Here is a 20,164-nt window from a genome sequence, read left to right as displayed (position 1 = left end):
ACAATGCCGGGCGAAAACACTATAAATCGGGCAAACGAGAAGGGTTATTTCCGCATGTCCGATACCGCGCAGACACCACAGGAATACGGCGCCGATTCCATCAAGGTTCTCAAAGGGTTGGAGGCTGTTCGCAAACGCCCCGGCATGTATATTGGGGACACCGATGACGGCTCGGGCCTGCACCACATGGTCTATGAGGTCGTGGACAACGGCATCGACGAGGCGCTGGCCGGTCATGCCGACGCGGTAACGGTCACAATCCACGAGGATTCCAGCGTTTCGGTCAGCGACAACGGGCGCGGGATTCCGGTGGGCATCCACGAGGAAGAAGGCGTTTCCGCCGCCGAGGTCATCATGACCCAGCTGCACGCGGGCGGTAAATTCGACAGCAACTCCTACAAGGTTTCGGGCGGTCTGCACGGGGTTGGCGTTTCGGTTGTGAACGCCCTGTCGGACTGGCTGGAACTGCGCATTTGGCGCGAGGGCAAGGAACATGTCGCACGGTTTGAGGGCGGTTTCACCACCAAGCACCTCGAAGTCGTGGGCGAGACGGACCGCACCGGCACCGAGGTCCGCTTCATGGCCTCGACCGAGACTTTCTCGAACCTCGAATACAGTTTTGAAACGCTGGAAAAACGCCTGCGCGAACTGGCCTTCCTGAACTCCGGCGTGCGCATCATCCTGAACGACGAACGCCCCGTCGAGCCGCTGCGGACGGAGCTGTTCTACGAAGGCGGGGTGAAAGAATTTGTTAAATACCTCGACCGTCACAAGTCTTCGGTCATGCCCGAGCCAATCTTTATCACCGGTGAGCGTGACGACATCGGCATCGAAGTGGCGATGTGGTGGAACGACAGCTACCATGAGAACGTACTGCCCTTCACCAACAACATTCCACAGCGCGATGGCGGCACCCATATGGCGGGCTTTCGCGGCGCGCTGACGCGGACGATCAATAGCTACGCTCAGACCAGCGGCATCGCCAAGCGGGAGAAGATCAACTTCACCGGTGACGACGCCCGCGAGGGCCTGACCTGCGTGCTGTCCGTCAAAGTGCCGGACCCGAAGTTCTCTTCGCAAACCAAGGACAAGCTGGTGTCTTCCGAAGTGCGCCCCGCAGTCGAAGGGCTGATGAACGAGAAGCTCGCCGAGTGGTTCGAAGAGAACCCCAACGAGGCCAAGCAGATCGTCGGCAAGATCGTCGAGGCCGCACAGGCCCGCGAAGCTGCCCGCAAGGCGCGCGAGTTGACCCGCCGCAAATCCGCGATGGATGTGAACTTTCTCGCGGGCAAGCTCAAGGACTGCTCAGAGAAAGACCCCTCCAAGACCGAAGTCTTCCTCGTCGAGGGGGACAGCGCCGGCGGCTCTGCCCAGACCGGGCGTGACCGTCAGACCCAAGCGATCCTGCCGCTCAAAGGTAAGATCCTCAACGTTGAACGCGCCCGGTTTGACCGGATGCTGGGCAGCCAAGAGATCGGCAACCTTGTCATGGCGCTTGGCACTGGCATCGGGCGGGATGAGTTCAACCTCTCCAAACTGCGCTACCACAAGATTGTCATCATGACCGACGCCGACGTCGACGGGGCGCATATCCGCACGCTCCTGCTGACCTTCTTCTACCGCCAGATGCCCGAACTCATCGAGAACGGACACCTCTACATCGCGCAGCCGCCGCTCTACAAAGTGTCGCGCGGCAAGTCCGAGGTCTATCTCAAGGATGAGGCCGCGATGGAGGAATATCTGATCCAGCAGGGCGTCGACGGTGCCATGCTGCGTCAGGGCAATGGCGAAGAAATCAGCGGCCAAGACCTGACCCGTGTGGTCGACATGGCCCGCCAGTTGCGCCGCGTGTTGGAAGCCTTCCCGACCCATTATCCGCGCCACATCCTCGAACAAGCCGCCATCGCCGGGGCCTTTGTCGATGGCGCGGTGGACAGCGACCTGCAAGGCGTGGCCGACAAGGTCGCCGACCGCCTGAACTTGATCGCGCTGGAATATGAGCGTGGCTGGCAGGGCCGCATCACCCAAGACCACGGCATCCGCCTCGCCCGCATCCTGCGGGGCGTAGAGGAGGTGCGCACGCTTGATGGGCGCATGATGCGGTCGGGCGAGGCGAAGAAATCCGGCAGCTTCACGCAGCACCTGCAAGATGTCTATGACCAGCCCGCTAAGCTGATCCGCAAGGACCGCAGCCAGATGATCTATGGCCCAATGGACCTGCTCGGCGCGATCCTCGCCGAAGGCGAAAAAGGCCTGTCGTTGCAGCGCTACAAAGGTCTGGGCGAGATGAACCCGGATCAGCTGTGGGAAACCACCCTAGACCCCGATGCACGCACGCTGCTGCAGGTCCGCGTAGAGGACATGGCCGAAGCGGATGATCTCTTTACCAAGCTGATGGGGGATGTGGTCGAGCCACGCCGCGAGTTCATTCAGCAGAACGCGCTGAGCGTCGAGAACCTGGATTTTTAAAGGGGTTGTAGGCGCGCACATAGTTTTTCGCGGCGCACATAGTTTTTCGCGGTTCTGCCATGGAAATGAATCTGAATATATAATCTTTTCAGTAGGTTAGAAGATTTTTCAATAGCGGCGGTCTCATTCCGGACTGGACCGGCGCGGAGTATCTTCGAAGCGAAGAAGAAGGCCACATCTTTCTGATCTGGTTCAAGAATGACCATTGCCCATGAAGGCCGCGCTGAGCCCTTTCGTCGAATAAGGAAGTGGCCAGGAGTTGGAGGTTGCGAGCGACATAGGTGCGTCCGCCCCCGAACTTCTGCGAACATTCACCGAGATTATCATCGCGGCATCCCTGAAGCGGCCTTTCGTGACAGCGCTCAGCAAAATCGGATCCACGAAGGTCAAGAGCGCGGGCCTTCTTGCCATTCGGTGCGGGCGCTCAGTTTTCGCTGCGGTTGCGAAGGCCTTTGGGATGGGCGGATTCCGGACCTTCTCCGCACTTGCGAAAACGACCACGCTTATACACGGACGCGGACTACCTGGAGCCGGCTGTAGAAACCGTCGTGAACTGCCCAGATAATGGGAAGCCAACTGTAGGCAATGCAAAATGGCGCTCGCAGAATAGTAGCGGCGCGGTTCCTTGCAACTTCTGGAGAAGCGGCTGGATTCTGTGCTGATCATTTGACGATTTTGAAGTCGTCTAAGGTGCCCCCATAAACCTGCATAAACGTATCATTGCCCCATGCCTCTGTTCGCGTCTGCTCGTAGTTCTCGTACAACCATTGGAAATCACAGACAAACGGACCATCTTTGAGGAGCCACTGCCTTGTCAGATCATAAAGCGGAATCGTGCCGTAAAAGCGCTGAAAGGTATCCAAGACCGCCTCTTCGGAACGGTGCGGCCAATTTCGTGGATAAACCCCTTCTTTATCCCCTCGATCGCTATAAAGAGACAGATGGCGTAGCCACACCTCGCGCACACCCTTATTGGTTTAAGCACCCGCCAAGTAGGTTCCAGGCCAACAGAAGAACTCGGGGCGCTGGATCTTATCTTGGCATAGTGCAACGAAGTGAGAAACGAAAACTCTTATCGGGAGATAAGTGGGACCGTATTTGAATGTGCGATACTCTTCCATCAGCTTCGGAAGGCCAGAAGCTTCTTCAAGCCATTTCAGGATAGCATTCAAGCCTTCCATCGGATGATCGTAGCCCGCATTTTCTGTCAGTTCCTCTGATACGGTGATGTACTCCTCCTTCGAGTAATCAGTGATGGACTGCTTGAGGTGCGGCAGCTCTCTTAAAACAAAGCAAAGCCTCGTGAAGCGGACGCCGACATCCACGTCTAAAATCAGATTCTCGAAACTCGTCACGTCGAGCAGCAACCCACGCGTAGGGTTGATCAACAGGTCGCATATAAGGAGGAATAATCCTATCAATGGGTCATTCATACGCTCTGGCCATTCCGCGTCTGCAAGTTCAAGGAAGCGCTCGAATGCTTCGACGTAGATCCCTGAAAAATATCCCATGTCGCGCAGCTCTGTGCATGGCAGCGGCTCCTGGTGCGTATTGTGCAGAAATTGTAGTTGGATAAATCTTGCCTGCCCCTCGTAGATCGCCCGCAAGCCTGTAGCAGGCAGTCCAACCGGTGAGCCCCAGTAAAAACCTTCGTGCTGAGCGGCATTGAGACGCTGCACTTCGGCATCCCATGCAGAGGGATCGGGAAGGACCTTGAACTCCGGGTCGATCGTATCTGCGATCATCCCGACGAGCTGGCTGAAAACGATGAAATAATTGTGCCCCGCTGACAGGAAATGGTTCTCCTTGATCATCCATTGGATGTGTTTGCGAGGCTCATAGGCGTAATTCTTGTAGTACTCGACATCGAGCGCCTGTTCACCGCAGTATTGGCTTGTGCGAGCTTTGCTTGAGCGGAGTGTCCCTCTTTTGAAAGAACTTGATCCTTATAGCCCTTTAGGGGCTTCTTGGCTTCGATTGTGGCGAGTACCGCCTTAAGTTCTTCCATGCTTCCGTGACTTTGGGCAAGGTAGCTGAGACTGAACAGAAGACCCGATGTGGATCCGACATGCTGCCACCAGTATAGTTTCGTGGATGTAGTTCGAATAAGCTTGAACTACGTCAGCTGGAACGGCACTTTCGTCAAATTCGTTCGCCTCGATCCTCTGCATAAGGTCATGATTGCGCGGACTTAGGCGCAATACGAACCGCATAGTTTCATACATGCCATGGGCATTCAGACATGCGTTGAATGTTGGTTCCGCTTCATAGTCGTCGTTCGACGAAGCAAGGCGATCATGATTAAGAACAAATTTAGTCTCAAATTGTTTGGTCATTCCTGCCTTTCAAAGCCTCGGGTCATTCGGCCACCCATGGAGTGGCGGCCACATTGCAGACCTTTCCGTCGTAGACGAAGGCCACGCTGTATCGAGCTCGTGTGGCGGCCACGTACATTTTCGCTGTAGATTTTGCGACGTAGCCGATGTCACCTGACGCGAGCCATTTGCGAGCCGGCCCGTGCGGGTAGATTAGGACCCGATCAAAGGTCAGGCCCTTCGACTCGCCGAAATTCATGGCCTCGTGTGGATCACACTTTGTCGCAGCGGAATAGCGGAGCACCTGTGGCGCGAAACGGTTCACGTATTCACCAACATCAGCGCTACCTACGATAAACACACCATCGTGTCCCGTCACCTTATCATTGCGCGAAGCCGTCTTCGGTTCGTTCGGGAAAAAGCCGTCGCCCAGATCCGCAATAGCTTGGTTGCCGCGGTGTGTGTGGGTTTCGTACTCGATCTCAACGAGCCCCTGTTTCTTCCATAGCTCGAACTTTTTGATGATGGCCGGACCCGCAAACGCTTTATTTTTCGAAGCGTTGTTCGTGGAAAAGGTAGCCTGCCTATGGTCACCCACAAAGGTGACCGAGACGCCCGCCTTTAGCATCACCTCCAAGAGGTCGAGGTCGTACCCCGCCATGTCTTGTATTTCATCAATGATGATGTGGCTGAAGCGTGCCTTAAGTCGTCGCATGATAGCGCCCCCCGTTAGCCGGTCACACTGACAAACGAACTTTGCGATTTTGTCCGAATAAATCTGAGAGCCATCGAGGAAATAGTGACTTTGGGTCCGCGCTTCGGAAATATAAGGAACAGACCTCCCTTCAACCCAATGGATGCCATCAATCCTACTCGTGTGCATGGCTGAACGATAGGGGCGGGCAAGCTCCCGAAGCAGAAATGTATACCAAGAGATGACCTCTACATGGGAGGGAATGGTGCGTACGCGTGAGTATGCCTTGACATGAATTTCTCGGACATTGTTACGAGTATAAGTGATCAGGGCCGTTACTCCCCGCCCTTGCTCCCACGCCAACGCCTGATCGACGACCCGCGTGGTCTTTCCGCCTCCCGCGGCGGATATCACGATGCGATTAGCGGAGGGCACGGGCGATATAGGTCGGAGGCGACCACTCTACTTTCGTTTCGAAGAATTTCAGGCCGGTCTCAGCCTTGTTTTTGACCATGTGCTCGATAGCAGATGCCTCGTCCGCGAATGCCTTGCCGAGGACCTCGTTGATCGTCGCCAGGCCGTTCTTCTTCACGAGCTGTGGCTCAAGCGTATGGGCCTGCTCGTCCTTATCGTATTGGATTTTGATGATATCGGAGTTCAGGTAGTCGGCATACTTTTTTTCAAGTGCCGTGACATCAGCATCGTTGTCGGTCACGACATCGACACTTTTTTTAAGTAGGACCGCGATTTCGAGGAAGCGCTTGAAGGCAAGCGAATTTACGGCAATCACATCAACCCCATCCTCCAATGGCATCTTGCCGTGCTTGATCTGGTAGGCTCGTTGGACAATCAACTCATCTGACGGTCCCTCCACGAGAATTGTACGTTTTGCGAGGATGAGACGTAGCGTGTCGTGCCCCGGCAGCTTCATAAAATAGTCCTGCGTAGTCTTATCCTTCAGGTCGGTCAGGCGCGCCCCCTCGCCTCGGAGGAACAGGAGGACGGACTCCACACCAAGCTTGTTAAGAACGAAGCTGCTGTGCGTCGTGATAAATATCTGACGCGAGCCGGCATTCGTCGCTATGTGGCCAATTAGCTCGTTGAGGCTGGCGTAAGAGAGGTGGTTTTCAGCCTCTTCAATTAAGATGATGTGTGATTTTGCAGACGTCTCCATCGCAAGCTTGATCTTGACCGAATTCTGCTCGCCTTTCCCAACGAGCGGCAAGGGGATGTCGTCCAGATGAGGCGTGACTCCTGCCTCCCAGTTCGCCCGAGCGGACGTGTCGAGCGAAACAGAGATAACCTTGTCGCTGATTTTTCCCTTCTTCGACGCGAGCGTGTCGTTAATTGTTTTGACCTTAGGCTCTTCAAGAAAACGGTCCTTCATGAGCCGATAAGTTAGAGCAAGGTCCACCTTCTCCTTTGAGGTGAGGCTCTCCTTCACGATGTTGATGACGTAGCGGCTGGCTCCCGCATTGTTCTTGATCGTGCTGGCATCAATCAGGCTCGCGTGAAGTGGTATGGCGCGCGAGCTTAGAATGTCGTTTTCGGCAAAATCTCTCCACTTGATCCAGTAATACTCCATTGGGATCGTACGGATTTCGGACGGATCGGAGACGTACAGAGCAAAGTCCTCTGCATACGCAGGGTTGAGTTCGATTAGGAGTGATACTCCAGGAAGATCGAGGCCAAGGCTGTTGTTTTTGCCTTTAAGCTTTGTAAGGGCCGGATCGTCGGCGAGGTACACCTCGATGAGGATCGATGGCGGTGCCGGGGTTTGACCGGTATTTAGCGCTTCGATGTACTCAAGGACGTGATCGAGATTGAACAGATACGGATGAAGCTCGATCTGGAGAGGCCGGCCATTGAGTTGACCAGTAAGCGAAAGGTGGATCGCTTCAAGCAAGGTAGATTTTCCGCTCTCGTTGTTTCCAACAATGACGTTCAGTTCCTCATTGAAGGTGACATCTGCTCGCTTGAGACAGCGGTAGTTTCTGATAACTGCGCGTTGGATGAACAAGCTCGCACCTCCTATTTCCGTGTACTGCGCCATGAGGCACAACTTTAGAGAGGTCTACAAGGGACAGTGCGGTTTCGCCGACTTCGACCAATCGGGCAATCAAAGTCAGAATTGGTCCGGAAGCGACGGAGGCTTCGACCACAGTGGGGGCCTTGGCCGCCGCGCCGCCGCGCCGCCGCTTCGAACGTAAAGTACTTGATGCTTTGCGATGGTCGAACGGCGGTCTCCAGAGATACCAAATCGTGGTGGTAGTGGTGTAATTCCATTGGGTTTTAGTCACTCATGTTTTGGCATTCTCGAAGATTTCAAGGACCAAAGGGCAGCGGAAGAACCACTTCCCACTCCCCTGCGCAGGGGCGCACTTGAGGAACGTATTCCTACCGAAGCCCGCCTTCAGGCATCACCCATTGGTAGCTACGTCAGTTTCAAAACCTTGTGGGCACTTCTGGCGCCGAGAACCTTCCCTGCGACATGACCAAATTTGTGTCTGCTCTGGAACAAGTCCTTTATCTCAGTTGCGCACTGCTCGACCGTTGCGAGCTTTCGCAGGTCGCCGAACGCAGCTCCGCCGGTGTTCCACCGAACTTTGGCTGCAACGAACACGTCCTCCGTCTCACCTTCCCCATCGGAAACCCCCGGGATAAACCGTAGATGACGACGCATGCCAAGGACGATGCTGCCGTTTGACCGACGGTAGACGGAGATGAACAGCCCGGGCCAGTCAGTCTCCTTCTTATCCCAGTTGGAAAAGTAGTCGTACTGGAGGGGGCCAGCCCCCCCATCTTTCGCAGCACTTCCATCCCTTGCCACCTCTTCTTCCATGACCGCCTTGACCGCCGCCTTGACCGCGTCAGTAACGTCCTCATTCGAGAAGACAAAGCGGATGCCCTTAAATGCTTCAGGGTCGTGGCGAAGAAGTTGCAAAAGCGTTGGCGAATTCCCGAGATCGATCGCGGCGGCGCCGTGGGCCGCCAAGTGCTCCGGCGCTTCTGCGAGAGCATCGGCGTCCACGCGAACGGCCTTTTCATAGCGCTTTTCGAAGGTCTTTTTGGCTTTACGATATGCTTCGTCGTCGGGGGGCAGCCACACTCCATCCTCGATCCTGTCAACGGAGGACAGAGCGGCGCGAGAGGCATTGGCCGAGCAGACGACCACGCCGTTGTCGGAAGCATAGATCTTCGCGTGCATTTGTTGATCGGGGAGATGGCGAAGACGTTTGTTGTTTGGCGCTCCACCGATGCGAAGTGCCTTCTGCACGGTCATACCCATACGTAGGTCGCACACAACGCGCAGACCCACGTCTCTTCCCCTTTAGAAGTTTTCTACTCTATAGCAAGGTGCATGGTACCCATCCAACCAAGCTGTTCCGCCTGCTGATAGCCAAGGAGACGCCAGTCGCAGCGAAAGCTCGCTCAGTTCGCGTTGCGGCCGTCCATCAAAAAAAAATGCTGCATTTGCCAGCCGATGTCCGCTTCGGGGGAATCTGCACTGCAGCATCGAGAGCTTGCTTGAACGGCAGCTTTGGGCCGGGAGCGGTGGCCTACAGAAAGGGCGGTTTGCAGACATTCGCCGCGTTGCGCATTAAGGTCTGCAACGCGGACTTTCCTGCCGTTCGCTGCGACCACTCAGTTTGCGCTGCGATTGCGAGGGCCTTTGAAATGGAGGGCGGGTTCCGGACTATCGCTGCCACCGCACGGCGCTGCTTTTTGAACCGGAAAAGCTGCCATCTGAAGGTTTTGGATACTGTTGTGGACGGTACCATCCCTACTTCAGTAAATGATCAAGTTCAGTTGGATACTAAAAATTTGTATCCGAAGGCGGCCGGCTCCAAATCAGGTTCGCAGCTGTTTGGTCTGTTCCAACAGCCAATTCCTGAAGAATGCCGGAGCGGATGATCCAGATGTGTTTTTGTCCAAACCAATTTCATACCAGATACATCTTATCGTCCGCTGATCCATAGCGACAAGTTGGCCCGATGATAGTTCACGCTCGCATAGGATATTATCGGCGAGTATAACGCCCTCACCATCTATCGCGGCATCAATTGCGAGTGAGAGGTCCGAATATACCTTGCCGGATTTCCAGCCAAGGCTTTGCAGTTCATGGGTCGCATACCATTTGTGCCACGTCTCTTTGCCGTTGTCGTGAATGAGAATTGCTCTATTCCAGTCCACACTGGCATTTTGAGGCCTAAGTTGGGCATTAAGCTGTGGGGACGCTGCGGGATAACCATCTATTGGAAATAGACGTTCTTTGGTGATTCCGCTTCCAGGCATTCTTGTTTCGAAGTGAATAGCAATATCTGCATGTCCTTCGCCGATCTTTGAAGGGCTCCACGCTGGTCTCAGATCTACTTCGATCCGCGGAAACAGACTGCAAAACTCAGTGATACGTTTGCGCAGCCATAGGGACGCGATCGCAGGCTCTGCGCTGACTACGACGGCACCTGAACGGGTCTTGCGTAAAAGGGCTTCACTGGCGTCGGTAAGCGTTTGAAGTCCGCTCGCAATTTGCGGCAATAAGTCTCGCCCGTTATCACTAAGCTCGACGCGGTTGCGATGCCTGATGAAAAGATCGGTCCCGAACCAGGCCTCAAGATTCTTGATATGCTGGCTGATGACGCTGTGGCTGACATTCAGCTCACTTGCCGCCTTAGCAAAGTTGCAATGTCTTGCAGCAGCTTCAAAAACCCTGAGAGCGTTTAGATGACGGAGCGTGTTCTTCATCGAGTCACCGTAGTTAAAACCTTCGCTGAGAGCAAGTTATTCGCGCTTTTGATTGGAGCATGATGACGGATAGCCTTCCTTTAACGAATTGCACACTAACGCAGAACGGAAATCCTTATGGCCGCTGTCTCGTCCGCTACTAATACAAATGTTTCGTTAAGCGTGACAGATCTGCACAAGTCATTCGGGGCGCATGAAGTCCTCAAAGGAGTTTCCCTGAAAGCCAGTGAAGGTGATGTGATTTCTCTTCTTGGATCGTCCGGTTCTGGCAAGAGCACCTTCCTACGCTGCATCAATCTATTGGAGACACCTACGTCCGGTTTGATCACGGTCCATGGTGAAGACATCAAGATGTCAAAGGATCGCCACGGCGTGTCTCACGCTACTGATCCCAGGCAGGTTGAACGTATTCGCGCTCGCCTGGCGATGGTGTTTCAATCCTTCAATCTGTGGTCGCATATGACTGTCTTGGAGAATGTTGTTGCGGGACCGATCCATGTTCTAAAGCAGTCGCGGGCCGAAGCGATTGAACACGCCAAAGATGTCTTGGAACGCGTTGGCATGTATGAACGCCGAAACTACTACCCCGCCCACATTTCAGGCGGTCAGCAACAACGTGCAGCCATCGCCCGCGCGCTGGCTATGAAACCCGAAGTGATGTTGTTCGATGAGCCGACCTCCGCACTTGATCCGGAGCTTGTGGGGGAGGTGCTGAGGGTGATCCGGTCGCTTGCCGAAGAAGGCCGCACGATGGTTGTTGTCACTCACGAAATGGCCTTTGCACGGGATGTCTCGTCACAGGTTGTTTTTCTGCACCAAGGTCTGATTGAGGAGCAGGGTGCCCCCGCTCAGATGTTCAGTGACCCTGAAACCGTACGTTTCAAAGAATTCCTGTCGACAACGCGGCAGTAATCTATGGGGCGCGCATGGTGCCTACACATACATAAATGAAACCAAGGGAGTACGAATATGACATTGAAGAACACATTGCTTGCCACCACCATTGGTGCTGTTGCACTGGCGGCTGGAATGGTCGCGGCAGACCCGCTGCGAATTGGGGTTGAAGGTGCTTATCCCCCGTTCTCGCAAAAAGGGGCTGATGGAACGTTGTCAGGCTTTGACATCGATATGGCAATGGCCCTGTGCGCAGAGTTGGAGCGCGAATGTGAGCTGGTTGAGCAGGAGTGGGACGGCATGATCCCGGCCCTGATCGCTGGGAAATACGACGCCATTGTTGCTTCTCTGTCGATCACCGAGGACCGCAAGAAGCGGGTAGATTTTTCGGAGAAATACTATTTCACCCCGTCGCGGTTTATCGCCACAGAGGGAGCCTCCTTTGAGATGACTGAAGACGGCACAGAAGGCGTCAAGATTGGCGTTCTGCGAGGAACGACCCTGCAATGCCACGTCGAAAAGGCTTTCCCGAAGGCCGACCTGCGCCTCTACAACACACAAGAAGATGTGTTTGCTGACCTCGCAACAGGGCGGCTGGACCTTCAACTGAACAACACGCTGGGTGCATTGGACGGCTTCCTGAACACGCCTCAGGGGGATGGGTTTGCCTTTTATGGCGAGGACGTGGATGACCCTGAGTGTCTCGGCGAAGGCACAGGCATTGCGGTGCGCAAGGGCGACCCGCTTGCCGGCGAGTTGAGTGAGGCGATCGCCGCTATCCGGGCCGATGGCACCTACGCGACTATTAACGATAAATATTTCGACGTTGATATTTACGGCAAGTGATCAGCTAAGCCCAAAAGTCAGGGGGGCCATCTGGTCTCCCTGACGTCCCCTCCATTTATCTAACGGGTTCAGCGCATGGACGTGATCTTTGAATACAGACAGATCCTGATCGAGGGAACCTTGGTCACAGTCTCGCTTGCGATCCTGTCGCTGCTTTTGTCCATCATCATGGGACTGATCGGTGCCTTTGCCAAACTGTCTGCCAAACCAAGCATCCGCCGTGCGGGAAGTATTTATACCCTTTTCGTACGTAGCGTGCCTGACCTTGTATTGATGATGCTCATTTTCTTTGGCGGTCAGACACTGGTAAACCAGATCGGCAATTCAACAGGGCTGTGGGGCTACGTTGAAATTAACCAGTTCCTCGCTGGGGTGCTAACCCTCGGGTTCATTTTCGGGGCCTATATGTCGGAAACCTTTCGGGGGGCAATTCTTGCCATTCCGCGCGGCCAAATCGAGGCAGCAATGGCAGTGGGCATGAAACCGGGTCAAATCTTCCGCATCGTCACATGGCCTCAAATGGTTCGCTTCGCACTGCCCAGTTTTACCAATAACTGGTTAGTTTTGGTTAAATCCACAGCGCTTGTTTCGGTGATCGGCCTTCATGATCTGGTTTGGAATGCCTTTTCAGCAGGTCGCTCCACACACCAGCTTTTCAGCTTCATGATCGCGGTCATGGTTGTCTATCTGATCATCACCGGCATCTCGGACCTTGCTCTGCGAGCGATTGACCGGAAATACGCCGCCGGCGTGAGAAAGGCGTAAGACGATGGAATCTGAACGCAGCTTCTACGAATATCTCCAAAGCTTTAGCGAAACGCGATCACCGATTGATTTCGTGCTGATCTACGACAACCTGCCGCGGTTCTTTGATGGTGCATTGGTCACGCTTCAACTGACATTCCTCGCTCTGCTTGTGGGCGGATTGATCGCTGTACCACTGGCCATCGCGCGCGCCTATCGCAAGCCGTTCCTGAGCCCAGCGATCCGCGTCTATACCTATATCTTCTGCGGCACGCCGCTCTTGGTGCAGGTTTATCTGTTCTATTTCGGGCTTGGGCAATTCACCGTCGTTCAGGAAAGCTTCGTATGGGATCCGATCCTCAGCAATCCATGGTGGTGCGTGATCATCGCATTCACGCTGAACACTGCCGCCTATACCACCGAGTTTCTGCGCGGTGCGATTGAGGCGACACCCCATGGTGAAGTCGAAGCAGCCAAAGCCTGTGGCATGTCACCGTTCACCCGGATGCGGTTAGTGGTTTTACCGAATGCGTTCCGCCGCGCCCTGCCAGCCTATTCCAACGAAGTCATCTTTACGCTGCATGGTTCTGTCATCGCCAGCACTGTTACCTTGCAAGATCTGTTGGGCGTGGGGCGCTGGCTGAACGGACGTTACTATCTGGCCTACGAGGGATTTCTGACGGCGATGGTATTCTACATGGCAATCGTCTTCCTGATCACCTTTGCGTTTCGGATGGCCGAGAAGCGCTTCCTTGGGCATTTGCGTCCCCGTGAAACGTCCGCACCCGGCAGCGCCAGAGTGGCGGCATGACCGGCGGGTCCCACTCATTGATCCACAAAAATCCATTTCACTTCCTGTAAGAGGCAAAACAATGACGACTTCAAAAAAACGAGATCTGATCGAAGGGCGCGCGGCGCTGATCGTGATCGACATCCAGAAATCCACCTTTGCGCCAATCCCCGACGACAAACGTGCCATCGCTCATATGCCGGACTATGCAGAGCGCATGGCCCTGTCGAAAATAGCGATCGACAAGGCCCGCGAGGTCGGTATCCCGGTGGTATTCATTCAGGAAATTCACCGCGCCAACCTGATCGACATGGGCCGGGAAACCGATGGCGACGAGGACGTGCATTGCCTTGATAGCAACCCACTGACTGCCTTTGCAGAAGAAGAGTTGGGTATGCGTCCGGATGATTATCGCATTTCCAAACGCCGCTATTCCGCATTCTACGGCACCGATCTGGAAATCCTGTTGAAGGGACTCAAGGCGGAGACTCTGATCCTTGTCGGCGGCTTGACCGATGTATGCGTACACTACACCTTCGTGGACGCGCATCAGGGTGACTACTTCTGTCGCGTGATCGAGGATTGCGTTGCAGGCTCAAGTCGTGAGGCGCACGATGCCTCGCTCAAAGCGGTAGAGTACCTGCAACACGGCGCAGTGCGGTCGTTGGATGAAGTGCTGGAGGCCATGCAATCCAATGTGGCAACCGATGCTGCCTGATAAAACGCTTATGGCGGTTGGCCTCGCGCTGGCCGCCTCAGCGGTCCTTAGCTTCATAGACAACTTCGTTGCCCCCGTCAGCCAAGAGGCCGGCCTGTGGCAGTTTCAGGTGTTTCGCACTATGTTCGCCGTGCCGTTATTGTTGGTGGCAGCGCGGATGTCGGGGCGTGTGATACGACCCGTCAACCTGCCTCGACTTGCGGGGCGCAGCCTTGCGGTCTCCGTCGGTTTGTTGATCTACTTTGCTGCGCTCGGAACCTTGCCTGTGTCTCAAGCGGGGGCTGGTCTGTTCAGCGCGCCGCTTTGGGTGGTATTGTTGTCCGCCCTTTTGTTCCGTCACAGGATCGGCGCAATCGGGGCCTTCGCCGTCGTCATCGGTTTCGCTGGCGCTTTGATGCTGCTGCAGCCCGACTTTGCAAACCTGACCCTACTGTCCGTGATGCCTCTGGCCGCCGGGTTATTCTATGGTCTGGGCATGATGTTGACACGTCACTGGTGCAGCGATGAAAGCGCAATTGCCTTGGCCATTGGGATATTTGTCACCATCGGCGCGGCTGGCCTGATCATGTTGGCAGTCGTAACGATCTGGCCCGGTGATACCTTCATCACCGCGCCTTGGGCTGCGCCGAGCGCTCGCTTCTTGTGGCTCACCTTGTTCCAAGCCGTGGGCGCTGTAATCGCGGTAACTCTGATTGCTCAAGCCTACCGGATCGGAAACCCTGCCGTGGTCGCCGTATTCGAGTATTCGTTCCTAATTTTTGCCAGCCTCTGGGCGTTTCTGCTTTGGGGCACGGCAACCAATCCACTCGCCTGGGCGGGGATCGCTGTGATCTTGCTCTCTGGCATCGTGATGGCACTCAGCCAGAAAGAAAAAGCAAATGCCCCCATCGCCGTCTGAACTCGCCTATGTCCCCTTTGTGTCTGTCGAAAACATGATGGGCCTTGTTCACCAGATCGGAATCGAAAAAGTCCTGCGCGACCTTGCCGATGCTATTGAGGCCGACTTCAAACGCTGGGAGCTCTTCGACAAGACACCGCGCGTCGCCAGCCATTCTGCAGTGGGCGTTATCGAATTGATGCCGACATCTGACGGAGAGATGTACGGCTTCAAGTACGTGAACGGCCATCCCAAGAACACCAAAGAGGGGTTGCAGACGGTCACCGCATTTGGCCTTCTGGCGGATGTGGACACAGGCTATCCGAAACTCCTGTCGGAAATGACCTTGCTGACCGCCTTACGCACGGCCGCTTCATCGGCAATGGCAGCACGGCACCTTGCACCAAAAGGCGCACGTATCATGGCGATGATCGGAAATGGTGCGCAGTCGGAGTTCCAGTGCCTCGCGTTCAAGGCGATCTGCGGGATCGACACCGTGCGCCTTTATGATATCGACCCGTCGGCCACGGCGCGTTGTGCATCCAACTTGAAACGGCACGGGTTGAAAGTAGTGTCCTGCACATCGGGCCAAGAGGCCATGGAGGGGGCAGAGATCATCACGACCTGTACTGCGGACAAGCAGAATGCCACGATCCTAACTGACAACATGGTCGGAAGCGGTGTCCATATCAACGCGATTGGTGGCGATTGTCCGGGCAAAACAGAGCTGCACCGCGACATCCTTTTGCGCTCCGAGATATTCGTGGAGTATCCGCCGCAAACCCGCATCGAAGGCGAAATCCAGCAGCTGGAAGACGACCACCCCGTGACCGAACTGTGGGAGGTGATTTCCGGCAAGGCCAAGGGCCGCACTGACGCAAAACAGATTACGCTGTTCGACAGTGTTGGGTTTGCGATCGAGGATTTCAGCGCATTGCGCTACGTGCTGGCGGCGATCAAGGGCACGCCTTGGTTTTCCAACCTTGATATGGTCGCGGATCCCGACGACCCCCGCGACCTATTCGGCATGTTCGAACGCGCTAACCAATAAGCTTTGGAAGCAAAAGAAACGGCAGTCAGCCTTGTCCTTTTGGGCCTCGCGTTGCGCAGCATCCCTCTTGTGACAGGCTATGCGATCAGAACTTGCATCTGCACCATTGGCACTGTGATTTTTTGGGATCGTCTCTTTTGCTGAACCAGCGTCCACCGTGCAGTTGTTCTGCGCGTTGCTCATCCTTTCGGGGAGCGTCAGCCCGAAACTCGCCTCAACTAACTGATCAATAAAAAGGATTACAAATTGACAACTTCGATCTCCCGAAAACACACCGACACGCGAATGTCGCAAATCGTCACCGACGGTAATACGATCTATTTGGCTGGACAGGTCGGAAATCCCGGCGTCGGCGTAGAACAACAAACACGCGATTGTCTTGCGTCGGTCGAAAAATTGTTAGCCGAAGCCGGATCCGATAAAAATCACATGCTTCAGGCAACAATCTGGCTGGCAGACATGGCAGATTTTGCTGAGATGAACGCGGTCTGGGATGCGTGGGTGCCCGAGGGACATGCCCCGACCCGTGCTTGCGGCGAGGCCCGGCTTGCCACGCCAGAATACAAGGTCGAGGTCATTTTGATTGCTGCGCGCAAGTGATGCCCGCCGGTATCCCCTACATTGACGCGGCATGCCTGCCGCCCGGCTTTGGCTGGACAGATGCCGTCGACGCGATTGCAGAGGGGCACACCCGTGCCCCCGCGCAAATAACGGATCAATTCCTGAACCGTCAAGAAGACAGCTTTGTGAACCGCGCCGCATGGATTGAGGGGTTCGGCGTTGGGGTGAAATCCTTCACTGTTTTTCCCGACAATGTGCAGCACCAAAGGCCATCCGTGCAGGGTGCGATGCTGATCTTTGATGATCAAACAGGAGCGCCGATGGCCGTCGTTGACAGTGGTTTGGTGACCTATTGGAAAACGGCCGCGGATTCCGTTTATGGGGCATCTCTTTTGGCCCGCCCTGACAGTAAGACACTTTTGATTGTGGGGTCGGGCATCGTGGCGGACAGTTTGGTCGGCGCATATTCCACGCTTTTTCCGAACTTGGAGCGCATTTTGATATGGGGGCGAAATCCGGAGAAAAGCCGTGTGCTGGCAGGCCGACACGCCCATCAGAAAGCCGCCGTTGAGGCAATTGATAATCTTGAACACGGCGTAAGACAGGCTGATATCATTTCAACAGCAACAATGACCAAACAGCCTGTTCTTGACGGAAAGTGGGTCGCGCCCGGTACCCATGTTGACCTAATCGGTGCCTTCAAAGCTGACATGCGTGAAGCCAACGACGCATTGCTGACGCGTGCAGAGATCTTTGTTGATAGTTTTGAGACCACGCTTGGACATATTGGCGAACTGCTGATCCCTCTGAAAAAAGGCACCATAAGCCAGTCCGATGTGCGGGGCGATCTTTATGATCTGACACAGTGCGCGACCGGGCGGAGAGCGCCGGATTCGATCACCGTTTTCAAAAACGGTGGCGGTGCGCATCTTGATCTGATGATTGCCAAAGCGCTGTCGAACTGGGGTTCGTTAACTCAGCGGCCCTGAGCACGTTTTCGTCGGTCACCGTGACGAATGCTTGGAGGGGTTCGAACTATCAGGCACGCCAAAGGGCCGCCCCTCAAGGCAGGCACGGCGCTGCCCGCCTTCAGACCAGTCGCGGTCCAGTGGCAGCTCAATGCCGAACGTCATGCGGTCTTTGTAAATCAGATTTAGGGCAGACATGCTATGAACCTCCAGCTCAACGATTTGCCCCGCCATACTAAGGAGACGGCAGGGCAAGTGAGGTTATTCAGCAGCAACTGCCTGGGGTGATGTTGTGTTTAGGCGGCCGGAAAGGCGCACCAAAACGATCCCGACCACAACGACACCTGCGGCGATGTAAGGCGCTGCGGCAAGGCCGACGCCTTCCACCACAAGTCCACCAGCCCATGCGCCGCCTGCGATGCCAAGGTTGAACGCACCGATGTTCAAACCGGACGCCACATCCACCGCACCGGGGGATACTTCGCGCGCAATTTGCACGACATAGGATTGCAGAGGCGGCACGTTGGCAAAGGCAAAGCCGCCCCAGAAGGCCGTAACCGCGATGGCTGCAATCGGGTGTGTAAGGATGACACCAAGTGCGACCAGTGATATCGCAAGGCCAGCAAAGATCACCGTCAGGGACGGCACTGCACCAATACGGTCAGCCAGTTTACCGCCAGCGATGTTCCCTACGGCGACAGATGCACCATAGAGCAGCAGCACGAGGCTGACCCCACCTGCAGACAGACCCGTGACTTCGTTCAGCATGGGCGCAAGGAAGGTGAAAGCGATGAAGTTGCCACCGTAGCCGACGGCTGTGATCAGATAGACCAGCAGAAGACGCGGCGAAGTCAGCACCTGCAATTGCGCCTTGATCCCTGCCGAGGCAGCTTTGGTCAGATTGGCGGGCACCAAGATGGCAGCAGCGATGAAGCCGATCACGCCAAGCGCGACAACGCCAAGGAAAGTCGACTGCCAACCGAAGTTCTGGCCGATGAACGTCCCCAAAGGCACACCCGTCACAAGGGCGACGGTCAGGCCAAGGAACACAAGTGCGATGGCCGAGCTTTCCTTTTCAGGCTCCACCAGATCGGTGGCGATGGTCGAAGCGATTGCAAAGAATACGCCATGCGCCAGACCCGTAATAAAGCGCGCAGCGACAAGGCTGCTGTAATCCGGCGCGATGGCGGCATAAGCATTGCCGAGCGTGAACAGCGCCAGCAAGAGCAGCAACAACGTCTTGCGCGGCACTCGGTCTGCCATGGCGGTCAGCACTGGCGCGCCGATGGTCACGCCAAGCGCATAGAGGCTGACCAACAGGCCAGCGGAGGGGATAGAAACGCCGAGATCGGCGGCGATGGTGGGAAGTAAGCCGACGATCACGAACTCGGTCGTTCCGACGGCGAAAGCGCTGATGGTCAGCGCCCAAAGCGCAAGGGGCATCGGTTTTCTCCAATAAATTTGATGTCGACGCCACATATGCCAGTCGCTATCTTTTGCGAGAACAGGCGAGTTTGGAATGGATCATTGCAGAAACAGCACGAATTGCTACGCATGGGGGATTTGGCTGCCTTCGTCGGGATCGTCGATGATGGGGGCTTTGCAGAATCCGCGCGGCGCAGAGGGGTATCGGCCTCAACACTCAGCCGGTCAGTGACGCGGCTGGAAGAGCAGTTGAAAGTCACACTCCTGCGCCGGACTACGCGGTCCATCGAGATCACCCCCGAAGGTGCTGCCGTTCTGGTCGAGGCGCGCGAGATTTTAGATCGCAGCGAAACCCTGCAAGAGATCGCAACAAGTGGACAGGCCCCCGCCGGACCACTGCGTGTGAATGCGCCTGTGCCTTACGTCCTGCATGTCCTCGCCCCACGGCTGGCCGAGTTTCACGCGCAATACCCCGGCATACAACTGTCGATCGACATGACAGATGCGCTGGTGGACCTAATCGGCAGTCACGCGGACGTTGCCATTCGACTGGGCCAGTTGCCTGATAGCGACATGTTGCACCGCCCCTTGGGACGTACGGCTTGGAAACTGGTGGCCAAGCCGGAATATCTTGATCGCAAAGGCTGGCCAAAAATACCAGCCGACCTCGCACATCTGGAGCAAGTTCGGTTCGCTGCACCAGATCATATCAACACGCTGCGCTTTATTGGTATGTCCACCCCCGTGACGGTGCCACCCGCGGTGACCGCAGGTAACGGAGAGGCCGTGCGCCAGATGGTATTGGGCGGTCTGGGCATCGCGCGTTTTTCCGATTTCATGATCGCAGATGACATCGATGCGGGCCGATTGGTTGAGCTGTTTCCGGGCCAGCTTGACGCCGCCCCGCTGGATATCTCAGCGCTTTACCTTACCCGTGTCTCGGGGTTGCGAAGGTTGGGTGTTTTTCTGGATTGGCTGGGAACCATTGGTGCGGGCTGAATTATTCCCACGTGCTTTCAGTATGCATAACGATGACGAGCAAAGCCTGGCCGCAAAGAGTTATTCT

General features: G+C 55.6%; 19 protein-coding genes. 11 read left to right on the top strand and 8 right to left on the bottom strand.

The annotated features are described in order from the left end of the window. The first annotated feature begins 54 nt into the window (after positions 1–54). Positions 55–2,469, top strand: coding sequence for a DNA topoisomerase (ATP-hydrolyzing) subunit B (gyrB, locus tag O4H31_RS02335; protein WP_269342409.1), 2,415 nt, complete (start codon positions 55–57; stop codon positions 2,467–2,469). Between the two features lie 662 nt (positions 2,470–3,131). Here gyrB and O4H31_RS02330 read toward each other — a convergent pair. The 6 genes from O4H31_RS02330 to O4H31_RS02305 all read right to left on the bottom strand — a co-directional run bounded on the left by O4H31_RS02330 (position 3,132) and on the right by O4H31_RS02305 (position 10,224). After that, positions 3,132–3,425, bottom strand: coding sequence for a hypothetical protein (locus tag O4H31_RS02330; protein WP_269342407.1), 294 nt, complete (start codon positions 3,423–3,425; stop codon positions 3,132–3,134). Positions 3,426–3,446: 21 nt separating this feature from the next. Then, a complete protein-coding gene (locus tag O4H31_RS02325; protein WP_269342405.1) occupies positions 3,447–4,283 on the bottom strand; it encodes a hypothetical protein in 837 nt (278 codons plus the stop codon). A 544-nt stretch (positions 4,284–4,827) separates the two neighbouring features. Further along, positions 4,828–5,892: a UvrD-helicase domain-containing protein gene (locus O4H31_RS02320; RefSeq protein ID WP_269342403.1), complete on the bottom strand. Its 1,065-nt coding sequence runs from the start codon at positions 5,890–5,892 to the stop codon at positions 4,828–4,830. Positions 5,893–5,899: 7 nt separating this feature from the next. Continuing rightward, on the bottom strand, positions 5,900–7,498 hold the full coding sequence (locus O4H31_RS02315) for an ATP-dependent nuclease (protein ID WP_269342401.1): 1,599 nt from the start codon (positions 7,496–7,498) through the stop codon (positions 5,900–5,902). 414 nt (positions 7,499–7,912) lie between these two features. Then, positions 7,913–8,797, bottom strand: a complete 885-nt coding sequence (locus tag O4H31_RS02310) for a hypothetical protein (protein WP_269342399.1) — start codon at positions 8,795–8,797, stop codon at positions 7,913–7,915. A 533-nt stretch (positions 8,798–9,330) separates the two neighbouring features. Further along, positions 9,331–10,224 carry a LysR family transcriptional regulator gene (locus O4H31_RS02305; RefSeq protein ID WP_269342397.1) on the bottom strand — a complete coding sequence of 298 codons (894 nt, stop codon included), beginning with the start codon at positions 10,222–10,224 and terminating at the stop codon, positions 9,331–9,333. Positions 10,225–10,341: 117 nt separating this feature from the next. On the opposite strand from O4H31_RS02305, the gene O4H31_RS02300 reads away from it, so the two are divergent. The 9 genes from O4H31_RS02300 (at position 10,342) to O4H31_RS02260 (ending at position 17,694) form a co-directional block, all read left to right on the top strand. Beyond that, positions 10,342–11,136 (top strand): ABC transporter ATP-binding protein, encoded by a 795-nt coding sequence (locus O4H31_RS02300; RefSeq protein ID WP_269342395.1) that lies wholly within the window; start codon positions 10,342–10,344, stop codon positions 11,134–11,136. Between the two features lie 57 nt (positions 11,137–11,193). Next, entirely contained in the window at positions 11,194–11,964 is a 771-nt protein-coding gene (locus tag O4H31_RS02295; RefSeq protein ID WP_269342393.1) for a transporter substrate-binding domain-containing protein, read from the top strand. A 75-nt stretch (positions 11,965–12,039) separates the two neighbouring features. Next, complete coding sequence (locus O4H31_RS02290; RefSeq protein ID WP_269342391.1) at positions 12,040–12,729, top strand: ABC transporter permease; 690 nt, start codon at positions 12,040–12,042, stop codon at positions 12,727–12,729. Positions 12,730–12,733: 4 nt separating this feature from the next. Next, entirely contained in the window at positions 12,734–13,519 is a 786-nt protein-coding gene (locus O4H31_RS02285) for an ABC transporter permease (protein WP_269342389.1), read from the top strand. A gap of 61 nt (positions 13,520–13,580) precedes the next feature. Continuing rightward, positions 13,581–14,216 (top strand): cysteine hydrolase family protein, encoded by a 636-nt coding sequence (locus tag O4H31_RS02280; protein ID WP_269342387.1) that lies wholly within the window; start codon positions 13,581–13,583, stop codon positions 14,214–14,216. Continuing rightward, positions 14,206–15,114 (top strand): DMT family transporter, encoded by a 909-nt coding sequence (locus tag O4H31_RS02275; RefSeq protein ID WP_269342385.1) that lies wholly within the window; start codon positions 14,206–14,208, stop codon positions 15,112–15,114. Before O4H31_RS02280 ends, O4H31_RS02275 begins: the two co-directional genes overlap by 11 nt. Next, positions 15,095–16,144, top strand: coding sequence for an ornithine cyclodeaminase (locus O4H31_RS02270; RefSeq protein WP_269342383.1), 1,050 nt, complete (start codon positions 15,095–15,097; stop codon positions 16,142–16,144). Before O4H31_RS02275 ends, O4H31_RS02270 begins: the two co-directional genes overlap by 20 nt. A gap of 285 nt (positions 16,145–16,429) precedes the next feature. Then, the gene (locus O4H31_RS02265; protein WP_269343004.1) at positions 16,430–16,744 is read left to right on the top strand and encodes a RidA family protein; all 315 of its coding nucleotides are present in this window, start codon (positions 16,430–16,432) and stop codon (positions 16,742–16,744) included. Further along, positions 16,744–17,694 (top strand): ornithine cyclodeaminase family protein, encoded by a 951-nt coding sequence (locus O4H31_RS02260; protein ID WP_269342380.1) that lies wholly within the window; start codon positions 16,744–16,746, stop codon positions 17,692–17,694. The genes O4H31_RS02265 and O4H31_RS02260 overlap by 1 nt, the downstream gene beginning before the upstream one ends. A gap of 15 nt (positions 17,695–17,709) precedes the next feature. Here O4H31_RS02260 and O4H31_RS02255 read toward each other — a convergent pair whose 3' ends face one another. Then, positions 17,710–17,871, bottom strand: a complete 162-nt coding sequence (locus O4H31_RS02255) for a hypothetical protein (protein ID WP_269342378.1) — start codon at positions 17,869–17,871, stop codon at positions 17,710–17,712. Between the two features lie 63 nt (positions 17,872–17,934). Further along, positions 17,935–19,116, bottom strand: coding sequence for an MFS transporter (locus O4H31_RS02250; protein ID WP_269342377.1), 1,182 nt, complete (start codon positions 19,114–19,116; stop codon positions 17,935–17,937). A gap of 84 nt (positions 19,117–19,200) precedes the next feature. Here O4H31_RS02250 and O4H31_RS02245 point away from each other — a divergent pair, with 84 nt between their 5' ends. Continuing rightward, positions 19,201–20,097, top strand: a complete 897-nt coding sequence (locus tag O4H31_RS02245; protein ID WP_269342375.1) for a LysR family transcriptional regulator — start codon at positions 19,201–19,203, stop codon at positions 20,095–20,097. Positions 20,098–20,164 lie beyond the last annotated feature (67 nt).

It is taken from the genome of Sulfitobacter dubius (assembly GCF_027214245.1).
Taxonomy (GTDB): domain Bacteria; phylum Pseudomonadota; class Alphaproteobacteria; order Rhodobacterales; family Rhodobacteraceae; genus Sulfitobacter; species Sulfitobacter dubius_A.
This window is presented reverse-complemented; position numbering and strand designations above follow the sequence as displayed.

What these genes read in the sequence shown, in the direction of transcription:
- gyrB (WP_269342409.1), top strand. Translation starts at nt 55, where the DNA reads ATGTCCGATACCGCGCAGACACCACAGGAATACGGCGCCGATTCCATC.
- O4H31_RS02325 (WP_269342405.1), bottom strand. Translation starts at nt 4,283, where the DNA reads ATGATCAAGGAGAACCATTTCCTGTCAGCGGGGCACAATTATTTCATC.
- O4H31_RS02305 (WP_269342397.1), bottom strand. Translation starts at nt 10,224, where the DNA reads ATGAAGAACACGCTCCGTCATCTAAACGCTCTCAGGGTTTTTGAAGCT.
- O4H31_RS02300 (WP_269342395.1), top strand. Translation starts at nt 10,342, where the DNA reads ATGGCCGCTGTCTCGTCCGCTACTAATACAAATGTTTCGTTAAGCGTG.
- O4H31_RS02295 (WP_269342393.1), top strand. Translation starts at nt 11,194, where the DNA reads ATGACATTGAAGAACACATTGCTTGCCACCACCATTGGTGCTGTTGCA.
- O4H31_RS02290 (WP_269342391.1), top strand. Translation starts at nt 12,040, where the DNA reads ATGGACGTGATCTTTGAATACAGACAGATCCTGATCGAGGGAACCTTG.
- O4H31_RS02285 (WP_269342389.1), top strand. Translation starts at nt 12,734, where the DNA reads ATGGAATCTGAACGCAGCTTCTACGAATATCTCCAAAGCTTTAGCGAA.
- O4H31_RS02280 (WP_269342387.1), top strand. Translation starts at nt 13,581, where the DNA reads ATGACGACTTCAAAAAAACGAGATCTGATCGAAGGGCGCGCGGCGCTG.
- O4H31_RS02275 (WP_269342385.1), top strand. Translation starts at nt 14,206, where the DNA reads ATGCTGCCTGATAAAACGCTTATGGCGGTTGGCCTCGCGCTGGCCGCC.
- O4H31_RS02270 (WP_269342383.1), top strand. Translation starts at nt 15,095, where the DNA reads ATGCCCCCATCGCCGTCTGAACTCGCCTATGTCCCCTTTGTGTCTGTC.
- O4H31_RS02265 (WP_269343004.1), top strand. Translation starts at nt 16,430, where the DNA reads ATGTCGCAAATCGTCACCGACGGTAATACGATCTATTTGGCTGGACAG.
- O4H31_RS02260 (WP_269342380.1), top strand. Translation starts at nt 16,744, where the DNA reads ATGCCCGCCGGTATCCCCTACATTGACGCGGCATGCCTGCCGCCCGGC.
- O4H31_RS02255 (WP_269342378.1), bottom strand. Translation starts at nt 17,871, where the DNA reads ATGTCTGCCCTAAATCTGATTTACAAAGACCGCATGACGTTCGGCATT.
- O4H31_RS02250 (WP_269342377.1), bottom strand. Translation starts at nt 19,116, where the DNA reads ATGCCCCTTGCGCTTTGGGCGCTGACCATCAGCGCTTTCGCCGTCGGA.